This window comes from Bradyrhizobium sp. CCBAU 45394, assembly GCF_028128655.1.
Classification (GTDB): Bacteria; Pseudomonadota; Alphaproteobacteria; order Rhizobiales; family Xanthobacteraceae; genus Bradyrhizobium; species Bradyrhizobium diazoefficiens.
In genome coordinates, this window is sequence record NZ_LBIX01000012.1 from 399,470 (window position 1) to 416,973 (window position 17,504).

The following is a 17,504-nucleotide window of genomic DNA, read 5'->3' on the forward strand; positions in this document are numbered from 1 at the left end:
AGAGAGGGCGCGCATGACGATACGGTCTGCGCGTCCCGAAGACGCCGGTTTCATCGCACAAACCATCCTGCGATCGATGCGTGGCTACCGGCCGCGCGGCTGGTTCGACGTCGCGCGCGTCGCGGCCACGCGCGCGGTATCGATGTGGCATGTCTCGCAGTATTGGATTGCCGAGATTGAAGGTGCGCCGGGCGCGGCGCTATGCGCCGTGCCAGCGGCCGGCACCGGTCCTGCGGCCTGGCGCGCGATCGAGGAAGTCGCAGCCGCAATCGGGCTCACCGCGTCGGAGCTGGAAGCGATCCGCCAGCGCGGTGGCTATGCGCGCGGCTGCTGGGTTCAAGGCGGCGAGGGCGATTGGATGATCGAGCATGTCGCAACCGATCCTGCATATGGCGGCAGCGGCCTCGTGCAGGCACTCATCGCGCATGCGCTGGATCAGGGGCGCGCGGCTGGGTTTGGACGGGCGACGATCTCGTTCCTGATCGGCAACGTGCCCGCTGAACGCGCCTACGCCAAGGCCGGCTTTGTCCTTGCGGAGGAGAAGCGTGATACCGCTTTCGAGGCGATCATCGGCGCACCGGGATTTCGCATGTTTGCGCGCGCGATTTAAGCGCGCTTGGTCTCCGCATTCGACACTGTCATGCTCCGCGAAGGCTTGGAATACCGAATTGCCCGCCTTCGCGGCTACGACCTCGCCGCCCATGTCTTGCTCCACCGCGCCGACACGCTCGCGACCCACGACGGCTCCTCGCGCACCAGGCGGAAGCCGAGATTGGCGGGCGGCACGCCCTGCGCGCAGCCGCCGGCGCGGGCGTCGCGGATGAAATCGGTGACATAGGCGCGGTGGGCGCCTTCCGCGATGCGCACGCCGCAATTCACGGTCGCCCGGCCGGCATTGCCGGCCGCGTCGGTCCGCGAGCGCACGAAGCAGGTCGAGGTCCACTCCCAGACGTTGCCGGCGAGATCTTCGATGCCGTGCTCGTTCACGCCGAACTTGCCGAACGGATAAGCCGTCGTGTCGGAGAGGTCACGTTCGGATTCCCGCTCATAGCGGCTGATCCAGCGCTTCGAAGGATCGTCCGCATCCACCGGCGCGCCATCGTCCTTGAAGCGCGAGCCCGCCGCAAACGCCCATTCCGCATCGCTCGGCAGGCGCCACGTCTTGCCGGTCCGGTGCGAGAGCCAGCCCGCATAGGCCTGCGCGTCGTGCCAGCTCACCTGCACCGCGGGGCGATCGGTGGCGATCGCCACGTCACGATCGAGAGCGCGGCAAGCGCCGTCCTGCACGCAAAGCTGGTAGTCGGACGACGAGACCTGATGCCGCATGACGTGCAGCGGCCTCGTGAACCGCATCGCGCGCAGCGGCGCTTCCGCCTGCTGCCCGCCCCGCGTGAAATCGCCCGCCTCGCGATAGGACAGATTGCCCGGCGCGATCTCGACGATCGCGGGCTCCGTCGCCGTGCCGCGGACCGCCATGTCCGAGACCAGCGGCGCCACCGCGATCGGTCCTGCGAGTCCGGCCGCGCAAGCCAGGACCAGTTTCAGCTTGAATGCGATCAGCATGTTGTCCCCCGAAAGGAAGAAGGGGCCGGTGATCCACCGGCCCCTTGTCGCGTCTAGTTGGTGTTGGCCGGGATTTCCGCAGGCGCCTTCACCTGGGTCATCAGATCGTCGTTCCACTTGCCTTCGACCTTGAAGTGCGCGGTGGCGCCGAGGTCGGCGGCCTCGATCAGGTTGTGCGTGACATAGGCGTAGATGCCGGGCTGCATGAACTTGTACATCGCAGCCCCTGCCGAGCCGCCGCGGATGAACCAGGTCTCCAGCCCGACCTCGGGTGCATTGCCGAATTTGCCGGTCTCCCAGACATAGTCGCCATGGCCGCCGATCAGATGCGGGCGGCTGTCGCGATTGGCCTGCGAGTGCACGATGAGCACGTTCTCGCCGACATTGGCGGTGAGCGCATTCTTGCCGGTAAGCGCACCGACCTTGCCGTTGAACACGACATGGGATGGGATCAGCTTCTTCATCACCTCTTCGGTGTCGGTGAAGGCTTCGCCCGGCGAGTCATAGGACTTGAAATTGCCCTTCTCGTCGCGCGGCACGTACATGTCCTGCTCGCCGACATAGTAGACCTTGTCGTATTTCAGCGCGTGGCCCTTGCCGTCGTTCAGTCCGTCGCGCGGCAGCACCATCACGGCGCCGTTCATGCCGGAGACGACGTGCCAAGGGATCATCGGGCCGCCCGGCGCGCAGTGATAGACGAACACGCCGGTCTTGGTCGCCTTCCAGCGCAGCACCACCTGCTCGCCGGGATTGATCAGGGTGAGCGCGCCGCCGCCGAGCGCGCCGGTCGCGGAGTGAAAGTCGATGTTGTGCGGCATGGTGTTGGTCGCGGGATTGACCAGCGTCGTTTCGACGTAGTCGCCTTCATGCACCACCATCAGCGGGCCCGGCATCGAGCCGTTGAAGGTCATCGCCTGGAAGGTGGTACCCTTCTCGTCGATGACGACCTTCTTCTCCTCGATCGTGAGCTTGAACTCCACGATCTTGGGGCCCTGCTTGGTCGCCTGCTCGTGCGCATGCACGAACGGCGGGGCGACCAGCTCCACTTTCTGGCGCGGCAGTTTGAGATCGTCGGCGGCCAGGGCGGGTGTCGCCAGCATCAGGGCGGTCGCGGCGGCGCTGATCAATGCGGCTCTGCGGGTGAACATCGGAAGCATCCTTCATCTGAAATGGTTTTGATGACGGGATGCAGTGTGCGCCTGTTACGGCAAGAGTGTTTGCGCTGCAACAAGCTTTCGCCGGATTCGCCTCCGCAACAGTACTTAGATCCTTCAACGGAGCAGGATCGGCGACACCACGTTGACCGCGTCCGACGGCGTGATGCGGATGTCGAGGCCCAGCGACCAGCGGCCAGACAGCGGCGCCGACATCCTGACTCGCCACTGATCGCTGCCGACGCGTTCGGCGTTTGCGGTCATCGGCGCCACGCCGTGCTCGGGGTTGCCGAGCGTGACCGCAACGGCGTCGGCGCTCAGCGGCAACTCGTTCGCATCTTCGAGCTGGATTGCGATCTCGACCGGACCGGCACGACCGGGCGAGACCGTGACGTTCGCCATGGCCTTCTCGGCATGAAGATGGGTGAAGAAACTTTCGTCGGCTTCGGAAACCATCGCGGGCGGAGCGGCCGCCGCCGGCTCCGGGTGGTGCGCGGGCTGCGCGATCTCCGTGCGCTCTGTTTTCTCCGGCGCCTGCGCGCCGATAGCCTGTACGTCGAGCGTCACTTTCACTTCGCCGGCATGCTCGAACGACAGCGTCACCGGTACCTGGTCGCCGACACGAAGTGGAGCATCGAGGCCGACGAACATCAGGTGTCCGCCGCCGGGGGCAAGTTCAACGATTTGTCCGGGGGCGATGACGAGGCCGTCGATGAGGGGGCGCATGGTCATGACGCCGTTGTTGACGGCCATTTCGTGGATTTCGGTTCGAAGCGCATGGGCGGCCGATGCGGTCTGCAACCGCTCCGGCGCGTGGCCCCTGTTCTCGATCGTCAGATAGCCGCCGGCGACCTTGGCTCCCCCGGGCGTCGCCCGGCTCCAGGCCCTGGTGATGACGAGATCGCCGCTGGTCGTGTCGGCGGCGAAGGCGGGCGGCCAGACAAGGCATGTCAGGGCGACCGCGCCGGCAAATGCGCGCTTGGATGAGATCATGATCGAGGCCTTCGCGAAGACGCGGCTAAAGCAAATGAATGGCAACCCAGACCGCGGCCCAGATCGCCAGCGACAGGACGGCGAGGACGGCGATTACGGCGGCCAGAGTGTGCACGATACCGGCCGGGGCCGGCGAGGCCGGAACCGGCCGGAAGTCGTCGAAACGCGGGATATGGCCGCGGACGTCGAGCAGGGAGAAAATCAGTTCGAGTGCGAGAAGCCTCATGGCAAACGCTCCGGATGCCGTGCGAATTGCCGGTGATCATTGCGCGGAACCGTCCGCTGCGCTTTGCGCGAGCGCAATGTTTGCGGTGCCCCGGTCCGACTTTGCGCGAGCGCAAGGTCGCTTCCGCAAATCCGGGTTAGCTGAATGCATTCCGTGATTTGCCGCGGCTCCGCAAGCGGCCGAAATTTACGAATGGGTAAGATATGAGAGCTGATCTCGCAGTGAGCTACGGCGAAGAAAGACTGCCTCGCTACACGAGCTATCCGACCGCGCCGCACTTCTCGCCGGTCATCGACGCCGGTACCTACGCCCGCTGGCTGTCCGAGCTCCCGGCCGGTGCCAGCGCGTCACTCTATCTGCACGTGCCGTTCTGCCGCGAGATGTGCTGGTATTGCGGCTGCCATACCCAGATCGTCCGGCGCGACGATCTGATTGCGGCCTACCAGCGGACGCTGTGCAGTGAGATCGCGCTGGTCGCCGAGACCATCGGCCGCCGCATCAAGGTCGAGCATATCCATTTCGGCGGCGGCACGCCGACGATCATGGCGCCCGAGGCTTTTGCCGAGTTGATGGCGGCGATGCGCCAGGCGTTCTTCGTACTGCCATCGGCCGAGATTGCCGTCGAGATCGATCCCCGCACGCTGACCGCCGACATGGTCGAGGCCATGCGGCTGTCCGGCGTCAATCGCGCCAGCCTGGGGGTGCAGAGTTTCGACCCCATCGTGCAGCGTGCGATCAACCGCATCCAGAGCTTCGAGCAGACGGCTGCCGTCGTCGACATGCTCCGGCATGCCGGCATCGCGGGAATCAATTTCGACCTGATCTACGGGCTGCCGCATCAGACCGTCGCCTCGTGCCTGGACACGGTGCGGCGCAGCCTCTTGCTCGCGCCCGATCGCTTCTCGGTGTTCGGCTACGCTCACGTGCCCGATTTCAAGAAGCACCAGCGCATGATCAACCAGGGCGCGCTGCCCGACGGCCCGGCGCGTCACGACCAGGCCTGTGCGATCGCGAATGCCCTGAAGGAGGCCGGTTACGTGCAGATCGGGCTCGATCATTTCGCGCGACCCGACGATTCCATGGCCGTGGCCTTCGAGGAGCGGACGCTGCGGCGGAATTTCCAGGGCTATACCACCGACCAAGGCGAGGTCCTGCTCGGCTTCGGCGCGAGCGCCATCGGACATCTGCCGCAGGGTTACGTCCAGAACGAGGTGCAGATCGGCGCCTATGCGCAGAGCATCGGCGCCGGCCGCCTCGCCACCGCGAAGGGCTATGGGCTCACCGACGACGACCGGCTGCGCGCCGACATCATCGAGCGCATCATGTGCGAGTTCAGCGCCGATCTCGGTGATATCTGCGCGCGCCACGGCGCAGAGCCCGAGGCGATGCTCAAATCGGCGTCGCGTCTGAAACCGCTGATTTCTGACGGCGTCGTGAGGCTGGACGGCGACCGGCTCGCGGTCGCGAACGACTCGCGCTTCCTGGTCCGCAGCGTCGCCGCTGCGTTCGACGCGCATCTGGATCCCGGCAAGCAGCTGCACAGCCGGGCGGTGTAGCTGCGTCATTCCGGGGCGCGCCGCTTGGCGCGAACCCGGAATCCATTTCACCGCACAGCTTGCTGCCCGATGGATTCCGGGTTCGCGCCATCCAAGTCGGCTGTTGCCGACTTGGATCTTAGAGTCTTCCGAACTCGGGTAAACCCGGGTTCGATGGCGCGCCCCGGAATGACGAGCCGAGGAACTGGCAACAGCTTGCGCTCCAACAAAGAAACCACAGCCCGCTCCGCTATCGTCGTTTCGGAACGGAGTTGTCCATGCCTTTTGGATCCGACGATCTGGTCGATGACATCATGCGCACGGCGCCGCACACGATCCGCGTGTTTCTTGCTTTCAGGCTGGCCTGCGTCGGCTGCCCGATCGCAACCTTCCACACGGTGGAAGACGCCTGCCGCGAGCACGGCATCGACCGCGACAAATTCCTCGCCGCGCTCTGCGACTGCGTGCCGGCGTGAGACGGTCTGGAATTCGCGCGGGCCGCGTGCGGATTCCCGGGTGAGGGAGCGCTTTCGCCGTAAGCGAAAGCGGCTCTCACCCCAATCTTCGGGAGCAGGGTGAACCTGCCGGCGCAGCCCTCATGGCGCGCCGCTGTCGGGACTCCGCTCCGCCAGCACGACGATCCTGTGCGGTTCGCGCAGGATGATGCGCTGGCGGCCGCTCTCGACGAGGCCCTGCTGTTCCCAGCCGCTCAGGATGCGGCTCACGGTGTGCAGCGTGGTGCCGGTCATCTGCGCGATGTCCTGGCGGCTGATCGGGAAGTCGATCTCGATGCCGTGGTCGAGCTTCTTGCCGGATTGCTTGGCGAGGCGCAGCAGCGCATGCGCGATGCGTTGTTCGACTTGCTGGGTCGACATTTCCAGGATGCGGGTGTGGCTCTCCTGGAGCCGCGTGCCGACGGTCTGGAGCGTGTTGGCGGCGAGCGCCGGAAACCGCTCGACCAGCCGCGGCCAGGCCGAGGTCGGCCAGATCAGCACCACGCTGTCGTCGACAGCCATCGCAGTCGCGGGGTAGCGCCCGGCTCCGATCGCCATCGCGAGCCCGAAAGTCTCGCCGGGCGCGACGTAGCGCACCACGATCTGCTCGCCGGTCGGCGTGGTCTTGGCCGCGCGGACATGGCCGTGCAGCAGCAGGAAGAAGGACTGCGCGTCTGCGCCCTGCTCGAAGATGGCGCTGTTCTTGGGATAGCGCGCCGAGCGGGCCTCGCGCAGGATCTCGTCCAGGGCTTCCGGCGTGACCCCGGCAAACAGCGGCAAATGCGCAACCAGCGATGTGTCGACCTTGGCCATTCTGCCTCCTTGGCGCTCTGGAGTGTGATGGCACCCGCAATCGTCCGGTAGTTTGCGATAGCGCAAAACCCGCCGGCCGGGGCGGCAGTATTTTTCCAAGCAACGGTCTGAATTTACAGGAGTTGCCCCCATGGCTGGCGCCCGATCCCGCAACTTTGCGGGCTGGCCGCTGTTCGCGAACAGCTTTCGGCCCTTTTTCCTGCTCGCCGCCATCCAGGCAGGGCTCTCGATCCTGGCCTGGCTGCCGATGTTCTACGGCGAATTGTCGGTGACGTCGGCCTTCGCGCCGCGCGACTGGCACGTCCACGAGATGCTCTATGGCTTCCTGCCGGCGGTCATCACCGGGTTCCTGTTTACGGCGATCCCGAACTGGACCGGGCGGCTGCCGATCCAGGGCACGTCGCTGGGCGCGTTGCTGGCGGTGTGGCTGGCCGGCCGCCTCGCGGTGACGCTGTCCGCCGAGGTCGGCTGGGCGTTCGCGCTTGTCGTCGATGCCGCGTTCCTGGCGCTGGTCGTCGCCGCCGCGACGCGCGAGATCATCGCGGGCGGCAATTGGCGCAACCTTCCCGTGGTGATCCTGGTGCTCGTGCTGCTCACCGGCAATGTCGGCTTTCATCTCGAAGCGCACTACGCGGGCGCGGCCGATGTCAGCATCCGCGTCGGCATCGGCGTGGTCGTGCTGCTGATCGCGCTGATCGGAGGCCGCATCATTCCAAGCTTCACCCGCAACTGGCTGGTCAAGTTCAATCCCGGCCGCCTGCCGGTCCCGTTCGGCCGCTTCGATGGCGCGGTGATCGCATTGAGCGCGTTGGCGCTGATCTCGTGGATCGTGGCGCCGTTGAATGTGGTGACCGGTGCCGCGATGGCGCTCGTCGGCGTGCTGCATCTGGTGCGGCTTGCGCGCTGGGCTGGCGACCGCACCTCGCGCGAGCGGCTGCTCCTGATCCTGCATGTCGGCTATGTCTTCGTGCCGCTCGGTTTCCTCCTGCATGCGTTGGCCGTGTTCGGTGCGTTGCCGCCGAGCGCGGGGATTCACGCCTGGATGGCGGGCGCCGCCGGAACGATGACGCTCGCGGTGATGACGCGTGCGAGCCTCGGCCACACCGGACAGACCCTGACGGCCTCGCCGGCGACGCAAGGTATCTACGTCGCGATCATCGCCGCGGCGCTGGCGCGGGTTGCTGCCGTGGTGTGGCCTGCGCATGCCGATGCACTGCTGCACATTGCCGCCTGCGGCTGGGTCGTCGCCTTCCTCGGCTTTGCGATTGCGTTCGGCCCGCTGCTCGCCGGCAGCAGCCGGCGCGCACTGGCCATCATGGGCCTGCCCGCTCCGGCACGATAGAGCTAAGCCGCGGATGCCGAAGGCACGTCGGCCGGCTTGGCCAACGGGCGCACGCCCTTGCGCCATGCGGTGATGGTGCAGCCGAAGCGGCCGCGGAACCAGCGGGCCATCGCGCTTTGCGCGGAGAAGCCGAGCTGCGCGGCGATATCGGCCAGCGGCCGGCCGGGGTCGTCGATCAATTTGACGACGAGATCGGCGCGCTGCGTGTCGAGGATGGCCGAGAAGCTGGTGCCTGACGCGGCGAGGTGGCGGTGGATAGTGCGGCGGGTGCAGGCGAGATGCTCGGCCACGCGCTCGACCGTGCAGTCGCCGCTGGCGAGCAGCAGGCGCACGACCTCGTCGACCTTCTCCTCCCAGCTTGCCGGACGCGTCTCGATCGCCTCGATCCGCTTGCGTAGATAGCTCGCGATCAGCGGATGCGCGCTCGGGATCCGGCGCTCCATGTCGTGCACCGACAGCAGGATCGCGTCGTCCTCGGCGTTGAACGTCACGCGGCAGCCGAAGAAGTCGCGGTAGCGCTTGCGGTCGTGCGGCGGCGGATAATGCAGATGCACCTCCTGCGGCCGCCAGTCATGACCGAACAGCGACTGGATGATGCGGTGGACGCTGCCGAGCGCCATGTCGATCGACTGGCGCGGCGCGCTCGGCTGCCGTCCGCGCAGATGCAGTGCGACGGTCACGGTCTGCTTGTTGCGTGCAACGTCAAGCCGCATGCCGTCATGATGGATATGGATGAAACGCGAAAACGCCTCGATCGCTTCGCCGACGGTCGCCTGTTCGCGCACGATCAGGCCGACCGCGCCGAAGTTGGTCAGGCCGCCGCGTTCGGCGAGGCGCAAGCCGAAATCTTCGGCGCCGGACATCTGTGCCGATAGTTCGAGCAGGCGGCGCAGGCCGGTCACGGCAATGGGGGTATCCGGCTTGTCGAGGCAGGTCAGCGGCAGCCTGACCTTGCGCATCATCTGTTTGGGGTCGAGCCCGACCGACCGGGCGACCTCCGGGTAATAGCTCAAGCCTGCGCTGCGAATGAGGTCGGTCATGCAAACCGTTCCTGCCAGCCATTCCCGCAGATGTCCCGAAATGTAAAGTTTCTGTCCCGTTCCGTCAAATCCAGGAACATGACGGAACATACATAAGGGAAACCGAAGCACGGGCGTGAATGCCGTGCTCATGACGCCGGGCGCGATGAGGCCCCGGCCGTCTCGGATCATTTGACCAAGACATTGCTGGATCGGGATTATGCCGGGGAACATGCTTTCCAAGGGCGAGGTATTCGTCATCGACACCGACGCCGCCTCCCGCGAACAACTTTCCGCCGCGCTCCAACAGAGCGCCTATGACGTGATCTGCTTCGCCGACGGCGCGTCCCTGCTCTCGGAAGCGAGGGCGCGGATGCCGGCCTGCGTGCTGCTCGAGATGCCGCCGGATCGCTCCGCCCTCGACGTGCTCAGGCGGCTGCGCGAGGAGAATTGCATGGCGCCGGTTCTGGTGACTTCGGCGAACGGCAGCATCGCCATGGCGGTCGACGCGATCAAGAGCGGCGCGGCCGACTTCATCGAAAAGCCGTTCCGCACCCGCGACGTCGTCAACCGGATCGATGCCGCCATCGACGAGTTCGGGCAGCCCAACTCAAACCGCCAGCGCTGGTTGCCCGGCTGCGAGCCCCTGACGGCGCGCGAAGGCGACGTGCTCGAGCACCTTGCGGTCGGCCTCACCAACAAGGAGATCGCCCGGCGCATGCATCTGAGCGCCCGGACGGTGGAGGGCTACCGTGCCAGCATTCTGAAGAAGGCCGGCGCCCGCAACGTGACCGATCTGCTCCGCCGCATCTTCGGCCAGGGTTCGCCGACCCAAATGTAAAGCTCGGCGCGCGACGCGTTCCGCGGCCATGGTGCCGCCGCAGCGGCGCCCCACGGAAACCCCAATCGAACCAGTTCCTTCCCTGCCGCGTCTCACCACGATGGCGAGGCATTTGATCGCGCGTCCGGCTGGCGGCGCAGCGATCCCGGCAGGAGGGACTTCATGCGCATCACCGCAAAATGTCTGGCAACGACGAGCCTGGTTCTGGTGACCACGGCATTCGCGTTGCCGTCGTGGGCCGCCGATGTGGACGCCACATCGGCCATCGATACCGTCACGGTTTACCCGGATGGTGCCACCGTCACTCGCATCATCACGGTCGACCTGCCGTCCGGTGACTCGACGCTCGTTGCCAAGGACTTCCCGCTTGGTCTCGATACCTCCTCCATCCGGGTGGAGGGTGAGGGTGGTGCAAAGCTCACCATCGGCACGATCGATGCGCGAACGCCGCGTGCGGCGCCGGTCAACCTGCCCGAGCTGGACAAGCGCATCGAGGCCCTGAACGACCAGCGCGCCGACCTGCAAGGCGCGATCGACTCAGCCAATGCCCGGCGCAAATTTGCGGAGCACTTTGCGGAAGCGTCCCCCGCGGGCATCGGCGACAAGGGCGAGGCGCGGCCGATCGCCGAATGGCGCACGGCCTTCGCCGCGGTCGGCGAGGAAATTGCGAGCGCCGATACCGCCGTTCGCGACACCACGCGCAAGATGCGCGAGATCGATCGGCAGATCGCCCAGCTCGAAGTCGAGCGCAAGGCCAAACCGCCGAGCAAGCTCGAAGTCCGTATGGACATCGCCGCGCCGGCCGCGGCCAAGGCGACGTTGCGGGTCACTTACAATGTGCGTAACGCGCGCTGGCTGCCGCTTTACGACGCCCGGCTTGACACCGGCGCCAAGGACCGCAAGCCGCAGCTGGAGCTGGTCCGCCGTGCCGAAATCACGCAGTCGACCGGCGAGGACTGGTCGAACGTCACGCTTGGCGTCTCCACGGTCCGCGTCAGCCGCGGCGGCAGTGCGCCGGAGCTGGGCTCGCTGGTCGCGCAATATCCGCAACCGCCGAAACCAATGGCGCTCGGTGCGGCCTCCGATCTGGCGCGGCCCGCGCCAACTGTCCGCCAGCGCTCGGCGCAGTTCGAGCCCATGTCCAAGCTCGCCGAAGCGCCTGAACCGCGTGAGCGTGCCGACGAGCAGCAGGCGGTCGCCGAGATCGGCGACTTCCAGGCCACGTTCAGGATTCCCGGCCGCGTCAGCCTCGGCGCTGCCGAGGGCGCGAAGAGCCTGCGTATCGCGTCCATGAGTGTGCCGGCCGACCTCGCCGTGCGCGCGGCACCTGTGATGGACCCGACCGCGTTCCTCGAAGCCAGCTTCAAGCAGACCGATGAGGCGACATTGCTGCCGGGCAAGGTTGCGATCTATCGCGACGGCGTCTTCGTCGGCCGCGGCAAGATCTCGGCCTCGGCCAAGGACGACATCGTGCGGCTGGGCTTCGGCGCCGACGACAAGGTCAAGATCGAGCGCGCCGTGCTGAAGCGCAACGAAGGCTCGGCCGGCTTGCTCGTCACGACGTCGAAGACCGACGAGCGTTCGTTCAAGACCACCGTTCGCAACGGTCACGACTTCCCGATTCGTGTCGCGATCGAGGATCAGCTGCCGGTCAGCGAGAACGAGGACATCGTCGTCGAGATGCTGCCCTCGACCACGCCGCCGACCGCGAGCAACATTCGCGACAAGCGCGGCGTGCTGGAATGGTCGTTCGACGCCAAGCCCGGCGAGGTCAGGGACGTCAACTTCGCCTGGCGCATCCGCTGGCCGAAGGACAAGGGCATGGTGATCGTGCCGGCGGGTTAAATCCTCGCCGCAGACGCAGCCGCCCGCATCGATTGCGGCAGCACGTAAGGAACGCCGTCGGCCTGGTGGACGACGGCGTCGATCTCGAAGATGTCGCGGATGGTCTCGCGCGTGACGACCTCGGTGCGCGGGCCGTCGGCGGCGAGCTTGCCGCCGCTCAGCACGACCAGCCGGTCGGCGAAGCGGATCGCCAGGTTGAGATCGTGCAGGATCGCGATCACGGCGGTGCCGGTGCCAGCGCGGCGGCGCGCGGCCTCGACGAGGTCGATCTGGTGGCGCAGATCCAGGCTCGAGGTTGGCTCGTCCAGCAGCAGAAGCCCCGGTCCATGCTCGGCCTCGCCGCAGGCGAGCTGCACCAGCACGCGGGCGAAATGGGTGCGCTGCTGCTCGCCGCCCGACAGCGTCGGCAATTGCCGTTCGCGGAAATGCGCTAGGCCCACCTCGTCTAGCGCGGCATCGACGAGCCGGCCTGCCTCGCGCGCGCTGCGGTCGCCTGCGCCCATCAGCACGATCTCCTCGACGGTGAAGGGGAAGGTGACGTTGATGTGCTGGGACAGCATCGCGCGTCGCGCGGCAAGCTCGCGCGGCGTGTAGCTGCCGATGTCGCGCTGCTTCAGCCATACCTCGCCCTGGCTCGGACGGAGGTCGCCGGAGAGCAGCCGCAGCAGGGTCGACTTGCCGGCGCCGTTCGGGCCGATGATGGCGACCATCTCGCCGGCCGCAACCGTGAGGCCGACGCCATCCAGCAGCTTCGCGCGGCCGGCGCGCTTGCTTAAGTGTCGCGCCTCGATCACCGCGCTCATAGCGAGGCGAGCCCGCGTTGCCGCAGCAGGATCCCCAAGAAGACCGGGGCGCCGACCGCCGCGGTCAGAATGCCGATCGGCATCTCCGCCGGCGCCACGATGGTGCGCGCCAGCGTGTCGGCGCCGACCATCAGGATGGCGCCGAGCAGCACCGAAGCCGGCAGCAACAGGCGATGCGCCGGTCCAATGACGAGGCGAAGGAGATGCGGCACGACGATGCCGACGAAGCCGATGACGCCGCTGATCGACACCGCGACCCCGGTCATGGCCGAAACCATGACGATCGAGATCCGCTTGAGGCGCTCGACGTCGACGCCGCCGTGAAAGGCGTCAGCCTCGCCAAGCACCAGCAGATCGAGGCCGCGTCCGATGAAGGCGCAGGCGGCAAGCCCCATGGCGAGGATCGGCGCGAGCACCGCGACCTTGGTCCAGGTCGCGCCGCTCATCGAGCCGAGCAGCCAAAATGTAATGTCGCGAAGCTGGCGGTCGTCGGCGATGAACACCAGCAAGCCAATACCGGCATTGGTGATGGCGGTGATGGCGACGCCGGCGAGCAGGAAGATCGCGATCGAGGTCCGCCCCGCGCGGCTGCTGATCCCGTAGAGGATCGCGGTCGTTGCCAGCGAGCCTGCGAAGGCGGCGAGCGGCAATAGCTCCGTCTGGAGGACGCGCAACGTCTCGCCGAAACGCGAGTCCGTGAAGACGATCGCGCTTGCAGCGGCCAGCGCGCCGCCGCTGGAGACGCCGACCAGGGCCGGATCGGCGAGAGGATTGCGGAAGAGGCCCTGCATGATCGCACCGGCCGCGGCGAGAAGTCCGCCGACCATCGCGGTCGCCACAATCCGGGGGATGCGGATCGACCACAGCACGAGCTGGTCGCGTGCCGTCATGGCATCGGCGGTCGTGCTGCTCATGACGCCGAGCGCAGCAGGCAGCCGGGAAAGGGGAATGCCGGCCGCGCCCACGGTCAGTGCGACGACCGCGGTGGCCGCGAGCACCGCGAGCAGAAGAGGAATCGCGAACGATGCGGATCGCCGTCTCGCGCCGGCGTGTCGCTGCAGGCTCCGTGTCTCGGTCCCGACCGCCACGCTCATTGCCGGCAGTTCGCCGCCGACAGAGCCGACGTGAACGCGCCGCCCTGGTCCGCCAATGCCGGATAGAGCTTGACGGAGAGATCGCGCGCCGCCGCCGCCGTGCGCGGCCCGAAGCCGAGCAGATAAAGCCCGTCCATGGTGATGAAGCTCCTGTTGGCCGCGACCGGCGTCAGCGCGAAGCCGGGATGGGCATAGACCGCGTCGGCCTGGAGCGACTCCTTGCCGCGCTCGATCGACAGCACGAATTCGGGCCTGGCCGCCACGATCGCCTCGTCGCCGATGATCTTGTAGCCGTCGTAATCGTCGACGGCGTTCGCCGCGCCGGCGAGCTGGATGATCTCGTCGGCTGCGGTCTTGTGGCCGGCGACCATGGCACGCCCGTTCTGCAGCGACATCACGAACATCACGCGCACCGGCTTTTTCACCTTGGCGCGCAGCGCGCGGAGCTGGGCAAGATCGGCGCCGACTGCGGCGCTGAGGCATTCGGCGCGTGCGTCCACGCCCATGGCGTGGCCGACCAGCCTGATCTTCTCGATCAGGCCGTCCTCGGAGAAGGTTTCGGGCACCAGCACCAGCGGCACCTTCGCCGTCTCCAGGATGTCCATGGTCTCGCGCGGGCCCGACCCCTGGATCGCCAGGATCAGCGTGGGATTGAGGCCGAGCACGCCCTCGGCCGAGATCTGGCGCATGTAGCCGACGTTGGGTTTGTCGTGCAGCGCCGCCGCCGGATAAAGGCTCGTGGTGTCCACGCCGACCAGCCGGCTCTCGAGCCCGAGCGCATAGAGGATCTCGGTGATGGCGCCGCCGATCGAGACCGTGCGTGCGACGTCGGCAACAGTGACGTCGCGATTGCGCGCGTCATGCACGGTGATGCCAGCTGCGTGCGCGGCGGAAGCGAATGCGATCGTACCGGTCAGCAGGATCTGTGTGAGGGTGCGGCAAAATGTCATTGCAGGTTACTTCGTCAGGATCAGCTTGTTCTGCGAGGTCAAACGCAGGCGATAGGCGTCCTCGCCATGCGCGATGATGATCTCGCGCTCGTGCGCAAAGAGCTCGCGGCTGTCGATCCGGCTCCCGCGCACGGTGAGGGTTCTCGTTGTCGCGGAAGGACTTTCCGCCGGCCCGCTGCCGCTGTCTCCTGATGTTGCTGACATTGCCCGTGTGATGCGCCTTCGAAATTTCAGATGCCGCCTGTTTGTATAGGCGGCATCTGGCGCATTCCAACGGCGGAAATTTACAATCGATATAAACTGCAACCAGACGTCATTGACCGTCAGAGTGTTGCCACGTTACCAATCATGACAGCGGGCAACATGCCCGCGTCTTAAGAAGATCAGCCAGCCAGTCGTTCGCCTTGCGAACGCACGCCAGCCAAACGACTCCAAAAACTAAAGTGAAGTGCAGGCTGGGGCTGATATGGCTGACGGGGCTAAGTATTCGCGCGCCTTGATTTTGGGTGCGTCGGTGGTTTCAATCGCGGCATTGGCGACGGAGAGCGGTCTCGCGCAGACCGCATCGCCGCAGGCCGAACATGGGTCGCCGGAACGGCCGAAGCAGGCCAAGCGCAAGCCGGCCAAGCCGCTGGCTGCACAGCAGGCAACGCCTGACGCCTTGAACGCCCGAGCGCAGGCGGGCAGCGCCGCGCCGGTGCAGACGCTCGACACCATCACGGTCGCCGCAACCAAGACCAGGGAGCGCGCGATCGACGCGCTCGCGCCCGTCAGCTCGATCTCGCTCGACCAGATCCAGGGGCTTCAGCCGAACCGGCTGTCGGACGTCTTCTATTCGGTTCCCGGTGTTTCGTTCCAGGAACGCGGCGACGATCCCGCGACCGTCATCAACATTCGCGGCTTGCAGGATTTCGGCCGCGTCGCGGTCGTGGTCGACGGCGCGCGGCAGAACTATCAACGCACCGGCCACAACGCCAACGGCTCCTTCTTCCTCGATCCTGAATTGATCGGCGGCGTCGACGTCGTGCGCGGACCGACCGCCAACATCTACGGCTCCGGCGCGATCGGCGGCCTGGTCTCGTTCCGCACCAAGGACATCGCCGACGTGCTGCGTCCCGGCGAGCGCTGGGGTGTCGATCTCTCGGGATCCTACGGCTCCAACAACAATCGCGGCCTCGGCTCGGTGTTCGGCGGCGTGCGCGCCACGCCCGATGTCGATATCTTCGGCGGCGCGGTCTACCGCACGCAGGGCAATTACAAGGACGGCAACGGCACCGAGATCGGCAACACTGGCAACCAGGTCGAGAGCGGGCTGATGAAGCTCACGGTGCGGCCGGCCCTCGGTCACGAGGTCAAGTTCGGCGCCACCTTCCAGGACTATCAATACGACATCGGGCAGTTCAATCGCGGTCCGACGACCACCCAGGCGCTGATTGCGTTGAATCGCGGGTCGTCGGTCTACGCGTCCGATGCCAAGAACTACTCCGGAACCGTCACCTGGAACTACTCGCTTCCGAGCGACAATCTGTTCGACTGGCACATGTCGGTCTACGGCAATCGCACCGACAACGACCAGACCAAGACTTATCACTACGGCACGACACCATCGGCCTATTGCAACGGCGGCTTCGGCAACAACGTCTCGGGCTGCGTCGGCGACAAGCGCGGCTACGTCCTCAATACGTATGGCATCGACGCCAACAACACCACACGCTTCAACGTCGGCGACTGGCGCAATGCGCTCACCTGGGGCGTCGACGCGTTCCAGGATGACGTGATCACGACCGACAGCCGCGGCAATTCCAACATCACCACGCCAAGCGGTATCCGCACAGTGTCGGGTGGCTTCCTCCAGTTGAAGCAGAACTACAGCACCTGGTTCGAGGCGGTGAGCGCGATCCGCTACGATCGCTATGACCTGGATTCCGGCAAGACCAGCACCGGTGGCGACCGCTTCTCGCCGAAGATCACCCTGGGTGTGACGCCGGTTCCGGGCTTCCAGCCTTATGTTAGCTATGCCGAAGGCTATCGCGCCCCATCGATCACCGAGACCGTGATCTCGGGCGCGCATGCGACCGGTGGCGGACCGGCCTTCTTCGTCTGTCCGGACGGCACGGCCGGCCTGTTCTGCTTCCTGCCCAACCCGAACCTTCGTCCCGAGGTCGGCAAGAACAAGGAAGTCGGCATCAACCTGAAATACGACAACATCTTCAGTGCCAACGATTCGTTCCGCGGCAAGATCAATCTGTTCCGCAACGATGTCGGCGATTACATCGACCTCGTTGCTTCGGCGCCGGTCGCGGTGCCGCCATTCGGCTCGTTCAGCCAGTTCTATCAGTACCAGAACATCGCCAATGCTCGCATCCAGGGCTTCGAGGCGGAGACGATGTACGATGCCGGCGACTGGTTCATCGGTGTTGCCGGTCACTACATCCAGGGCAAGAACGTCGCGACCAATATCGGGCTTGCGACCATCACCCCGCGCAAGGTCGTCACGACCGGCGGCGTCCGCCTGCTCGATCGTACGCTGATCCTGACGGCGCAGTGGGCCTCGTACGGTCCCAACAACGATGTGCCCGCCGGCTATCTGCCTGCGACCGGCTACGAGCTGGTCAACCTGTACCTGACCTACAACGCGACCAGGGACATCGTGTTGTCGGCCTCGATCGACAACCTCTTGAACCAGTACTACCGGCCTTACGCCATTCCCGGCAGCTCGACCGACGGCACCACGCAGAACGACGTGCTGTGGTCGAGCCCGGGACCGGGCAGGGTCTACAAGGCCGGCATGAAGATCCACTTTGGAGGTGCGTGAGCCGACAGGCGTCGCAA

General features: G+C 66.2%; 16 protein-coding genes and 1 pseudogene. 7 read left to right on the forward strand and 10 right to left on the reverse strand.

What is annotated here, in order from left to right; translation table 11 throughout:
- Positions 1 to 13 precede the first annotated feature (13 nt).
- Entirely contained in the window at positions 14 to 610 is a 597-nt protein-coding gene (locus tag WN73_RS09060; RefSeq protein WP_271552428.1) for a GNAT family N-acetyltransferase, read from the forward strand.
- A 74-nt stretch (positions 611 to 684) separates the two neighbouring features.
- On the opposite strand, the gene WN73_RS09065 is transcribed toward WN73_RS09060, so the two are convergent.
- The 4 genes and pseudogenes from WN73_RS09065 to WN73_RS09080 all read right to left on the reverse strand — a co-directional run bounded on the left by WN73_RS09065 (position 685) and on the right by WN73_RS09080 (position 3,936).
- Complete coding sequence (locus WN73_RS09065) at positions 685 to 1,563, reverse strand: SUMF1/EgtB/PvdO family nonheme iron enzyme (protein WP_271552429.1); 879 nt, start codon at positions 1,561 to 1,563, stop codon at positions 685 to 687.
- 53 nt (positions 1,564 to 1,616) lie between these two features.
- Positions 1,617 to 2,711 (reverse strand): copper-containing nitrite reductase, encoded by a 1,095-nt coding sequence (gene nirK, locus WN73_RS09070; RefSeq protein ID WP_028173042.1) that lies wholly within the window; start codon positions 2,709 to 2,711, stop codon positions 1,617 to 1,619.
- 534 nt (positions 2,712 to 3,245) lie between these two features.
- Positions 3,246 to 3,710 (reverse strand): annotated as a pseudogene (locus WN73_RS09075) (copper chaperone PCu(A)C); the annotation flags it as partial.
- A gap of 25 nt (positions 3,711 to 3,735) precedes the next feature.
- Positions 3,736 to 3,936: a hypothetical protein gene (locus tag WN73_RS09080; protein WP_028173043.1), complete on the reverse strand. Its 201-nt coding sequence runs from the start codon at positions 3,934 to 3,936 to the stop codon at positions 3,736 to 3,738.
- A gap of 203 nt (positions 3,937 to 4,139) precedes the next feature.
- Here WN73_RS09080 and hemN point away from each other — a divergent pair, with 203 nt between their 5' ends.
- Both hemN and WN73_RS09090 read left to right on the forward strand, forming a co-directional pair.
- A complete protein-coding gene (hemN, locus tag WN73_RS09085; RefSeq protein ID WP_271552433.1) occupies positions 4,140 to 5,492 on the forward strand; it encodes an oxygen-independent coproporphyrinogen III oxidase in 1,353 nt (450 codons plus the stop codon).
- Between the two features lie 257 nt (positions 5,493 to 5,749).
- Positions 5,750 to 5,947, forward strand: coding sequence for a DUF1858 domain-containing protein (locus WN73_RS09090; protein ID WP_011089822.1), 198 nt, complete (start codon positions 5,750 to 5,752; stop codon positions 5,945 to 5,947).
- 120 nt (positions 5,948 to 6,067) lie between these two features.
- Here the strand turns inward: WN73_RS09090 and WN73_RS09095 are convergent, their stop codons facing one another.
- The gene (locus WN73_RS09095; RefSeq protein ID WP_011089821.1) at positions 6,068 to 6,778 is read right to left on the reverse strand and encodes a Crp/Fnr family transcriptional regulator; all 711 of its coding nucleotides are present in this window, start codon (positions 6,776 to 6,778) and stop codon (positions 6,068 to 6,070) included.
- A 130-nt stretch (positions 6,779 to 6,908) separates the two neighbouring features.
- Between WN73_RS09095 and WN73_RS09100 the strand changes: the two genes are divergently transcribed.
- Entirely contained in the window at positions 6,909 to 8,120 is a 1,212-nt protein-coding gene (locus WN73_RS09100) for an NnrS family protein (RefSeq protein ID WP_011089820.1), read from the forward strand.
- 2 nt (positions 8,121 to 8,122) lie between these two features.
- Here WN73_RS09100 and WN73_RS09105 read toward each other — a convergent pair whose 3' ends face one another.
- Positions 8,123 to 9,160 (reverse strand): AraC family transcriptional regulator, encoded by a 1,038-nt coding sequence (locus WN73_RS09105; protein ID WP_271613117.1) that lies wholly within the window; start codon positions 9,158 to 9,160, stop codon positions 8,123 to 8,125.
- Positions 9,161 to 9,359: 199 nt separating this feature from the next.
- On the opposite strand from WN73_RS09105, the gene WN73_RS09110 reads away from it, so the two are divergent.
- Both WN73_RS09110 and WN73_RS09115 read left to right on the forward strand, forming a co-directional pair.
- Positions 9,360 to 9,980 carry a response regulator transcription factor gene (locus tag WN73_RS09110; RefSeq protein WP_011089818.1) on the forward strand — a complete coding sequence of 207 codons (621 nt, stop codon included), beginning with the start codon at positions 9,360 to 9,362 and terminating at the stop codon, positions 9,978 to 9,980.
- Positions 9,981 to 10,142: 162 nt separating this feature from the next.
- A complete protein-coding gene (locus WN73_RS09115; RefSeq protein WP_161536525.1) occupies positions 10,143 to 11,825 on the forward strand; it encodes a mucoidy inhibitor MuiA family protein in 1,683 nt (560 codons plus the stop codon).
- Here WN73_RS09115 and WN73_RS09120 read toward each other — a convergent pair.
- The 4 genes from WN73_RS09120 to WN73_RS09135 are packed head-to-tail and all read right to left on the reverse strand — an operon-like array spanning position 11,822 to position 14,876.
- Positions 11,822 to 12,628: a heme ABC transporter ATP-binding protein gene (locus WN73_RS09120; RefSeq protein WP_271552437.1), complete on the reverse strand. Its 807-nt coding sequence runs from the start codon at positions 12,626 to 12,628 to the stop codon at positions 11,822 to 11,824. The two genes, WN73_RS09115 and WN73_RS09120, sit on opposite strands and share 4 nt — an antisense overlap.
- Positions 12,625 to 13,722, reverse strand: a complete 1,098-nt coding sequence (locus WN73_RS09125) for a FecCD family ABC transporter permease (RefSeq protein WP_271552438.1) — start codon at positions 13,720 to 13,722, stop codon at positions 12,625 to 12,627. The genes WN73_RS09120 and WN73_RS09125 overlap by 4 nt, the downstream gene beginning before the upstream one ends.
- Positions 13,719 to 14,672 carry a heme/hemin ABC transporter substrate-binding protein gene (locus tag WN73_RS09130; RefSeq protein WP_271552439.1) on the reverse strand — a complete coding sequence of 318 codons (954 nt, stop codon included), beginning with the start codon at positions 14,670 to 14,672 and terminating at the stop codon, positions 13,719 to 13,721. Before WN73_RS09130 ends, WN73_RS09125 begins: the two co-directional genes overlap by 4 nt.
- Positions 14,673 to 14,678: 6 nt before the next feature.
- The gene (locus tag WN73_RS09135; RefSeq protein ID WP_271552441.1) at positions 14,679 to 14,876 is read right to left on the reverse strand and encodes a hemin uptake protein HemP; all 198 of its coding nucleotides are present in this window, start codon (positions 14,874 to 14,876) and stop codon (positions 14,679 to 14,681) included.
- Positions 14,877 to 15,138: 262 nt separating this feature from the next.
- Here WN73_RS09135 and WN73_RS09140 point away from each other — a divergent pair, with 262 nt between their 5' ends.
- On the forward strand, positions 15,139 to 17,487 hold the full coding sequence (locus WN73_RS09140; RefSeq protein WP_271552442.1) for a TonB-dependent hemoglobin/transferrin/lactoferrin family receptor: 2,349 nt from the start codon (positions 15,139 to 15,141) through the stop codon (positions 17,485 to 17,487).
- The last annotated feature ends 17 nt before the right edge of the window (positions 17,488 to 17,504 follow it).

Excerpts from the sequence above, each read along its gene's own strand:
- WN73_RS09065 (WP_271552429.1), bottom strand. The coding sequence starts at position 1,563 with ATGCTGATCGCATTCAAGCTGAAACTGGTCCTGGCTTGCGCGGCCGGA.
- WN73_RS09125 (WP_271552438.1), bottom strand. The coding sequence starts at position 13,722 with ATGAGCGTGGCGGTCGGGACCGAGACACGGAGCCTGCAGCGACACGCC.
- WN73_RS09110 (WP_011089818.1), top strand. The coding sequence starts at position 9,360 with ATGCCGGGGAACATGCTTTCCAAGGGCGAGGTATTCGTCATCGACACC.
- WN73_RS09095 (WP_011089821.1), bottom strand. The coding sequence starts at position 6,778 with ATGGCCAAGGTCGACACATCGCTGGTTGCGCATTTGCCGCTGTTTGCC.
- WN73_RS09100 (WP_011089820.1), top strand. The coding sequence starts at position 6,909 with ATGGCTGGCGCCCGATCCCGCAACTTTGCGGGCTGGCCGCTGTTCGCG.
- hemN (WP_271552433.1), top strand. The coding sequence starts at position 4,140 with ATGAGAGCTGATCTCGCAGTGAGCTACGGCGAAGAAAGACTGCCTCGC.
- WN73_RS09060 (WP_271552428.1), top strand. The coding sequence starts at position 14 with ATGACGATACGGTCTGCGCGTCCCGAAGACGCCGGTTTCATCGCACAA.
- WN73_RS09105 (WP_271613117.1), bottom strand. The coding sequence starts at position 9,160 with ATGACCGACCTCATTCGCAGCGCAGGCTTGAGCTATTACCCGGAGGTC.
- WN73_RS09130 (WP_271552439.1), bottom strand. The coding sequence starts at position 14,672 with ATGACATTTTGCCGCACCCTCACACAGATCCTGCTGACCGGTACGATC.
- WN73_RS09090 (WP_011089822.1), top strand. The coding sequence starts at position 5,750 with ATGCCTTTTGGATCCGACGATCTGGTCGATGACATCATGCGCACGGCG.
- WN73_RS09080 (WP_028173043.1), bottom strand. The coding sequence starts at position 3,936 with ATGAGGCTTCTCGCACTCGAACTGATTTTCTCCCTGCTCGACGTCCGC.
- nirK (WP_028173042.1), bottom strand. The coding sequence starts at position 2,711 with ATGTTCACCCGCAGAGCCGCATTGATCAGCGCCGCCGCGACCGCCCTG.
- WN73_RS09135 (WP_271552441.1), bottom strand. The coding sequence starts at position 14,876 with ATGTCAGCAACATCAGGAGACAGCGGCAGCGGGCCGGCGGAAAGTCCT.
- WN73_RS09120 (WP_271552437.1), bottom strand. The coding sequence starts at position 12,628 with ATGAGCGCGGTGATCGAGGCGCGACACTTAAGCAAGCGCGCCGGCCGC.
- WN73_RS09115 (WP_161536525.1), top strand. The coding sequence starts at position 10,143 with ATGCGCATCACCGCAAAATGTCTGGCAACGACGAGCCTGGTTCTGGTG.
- WN73_RS09140 (WP_271552442.1), top strand. The coding sequence starts at position 15,139 with ATGGCTGACGGGGCTAAGTATTCGCGCGCCTTGATTTTGGGTGCGTCG.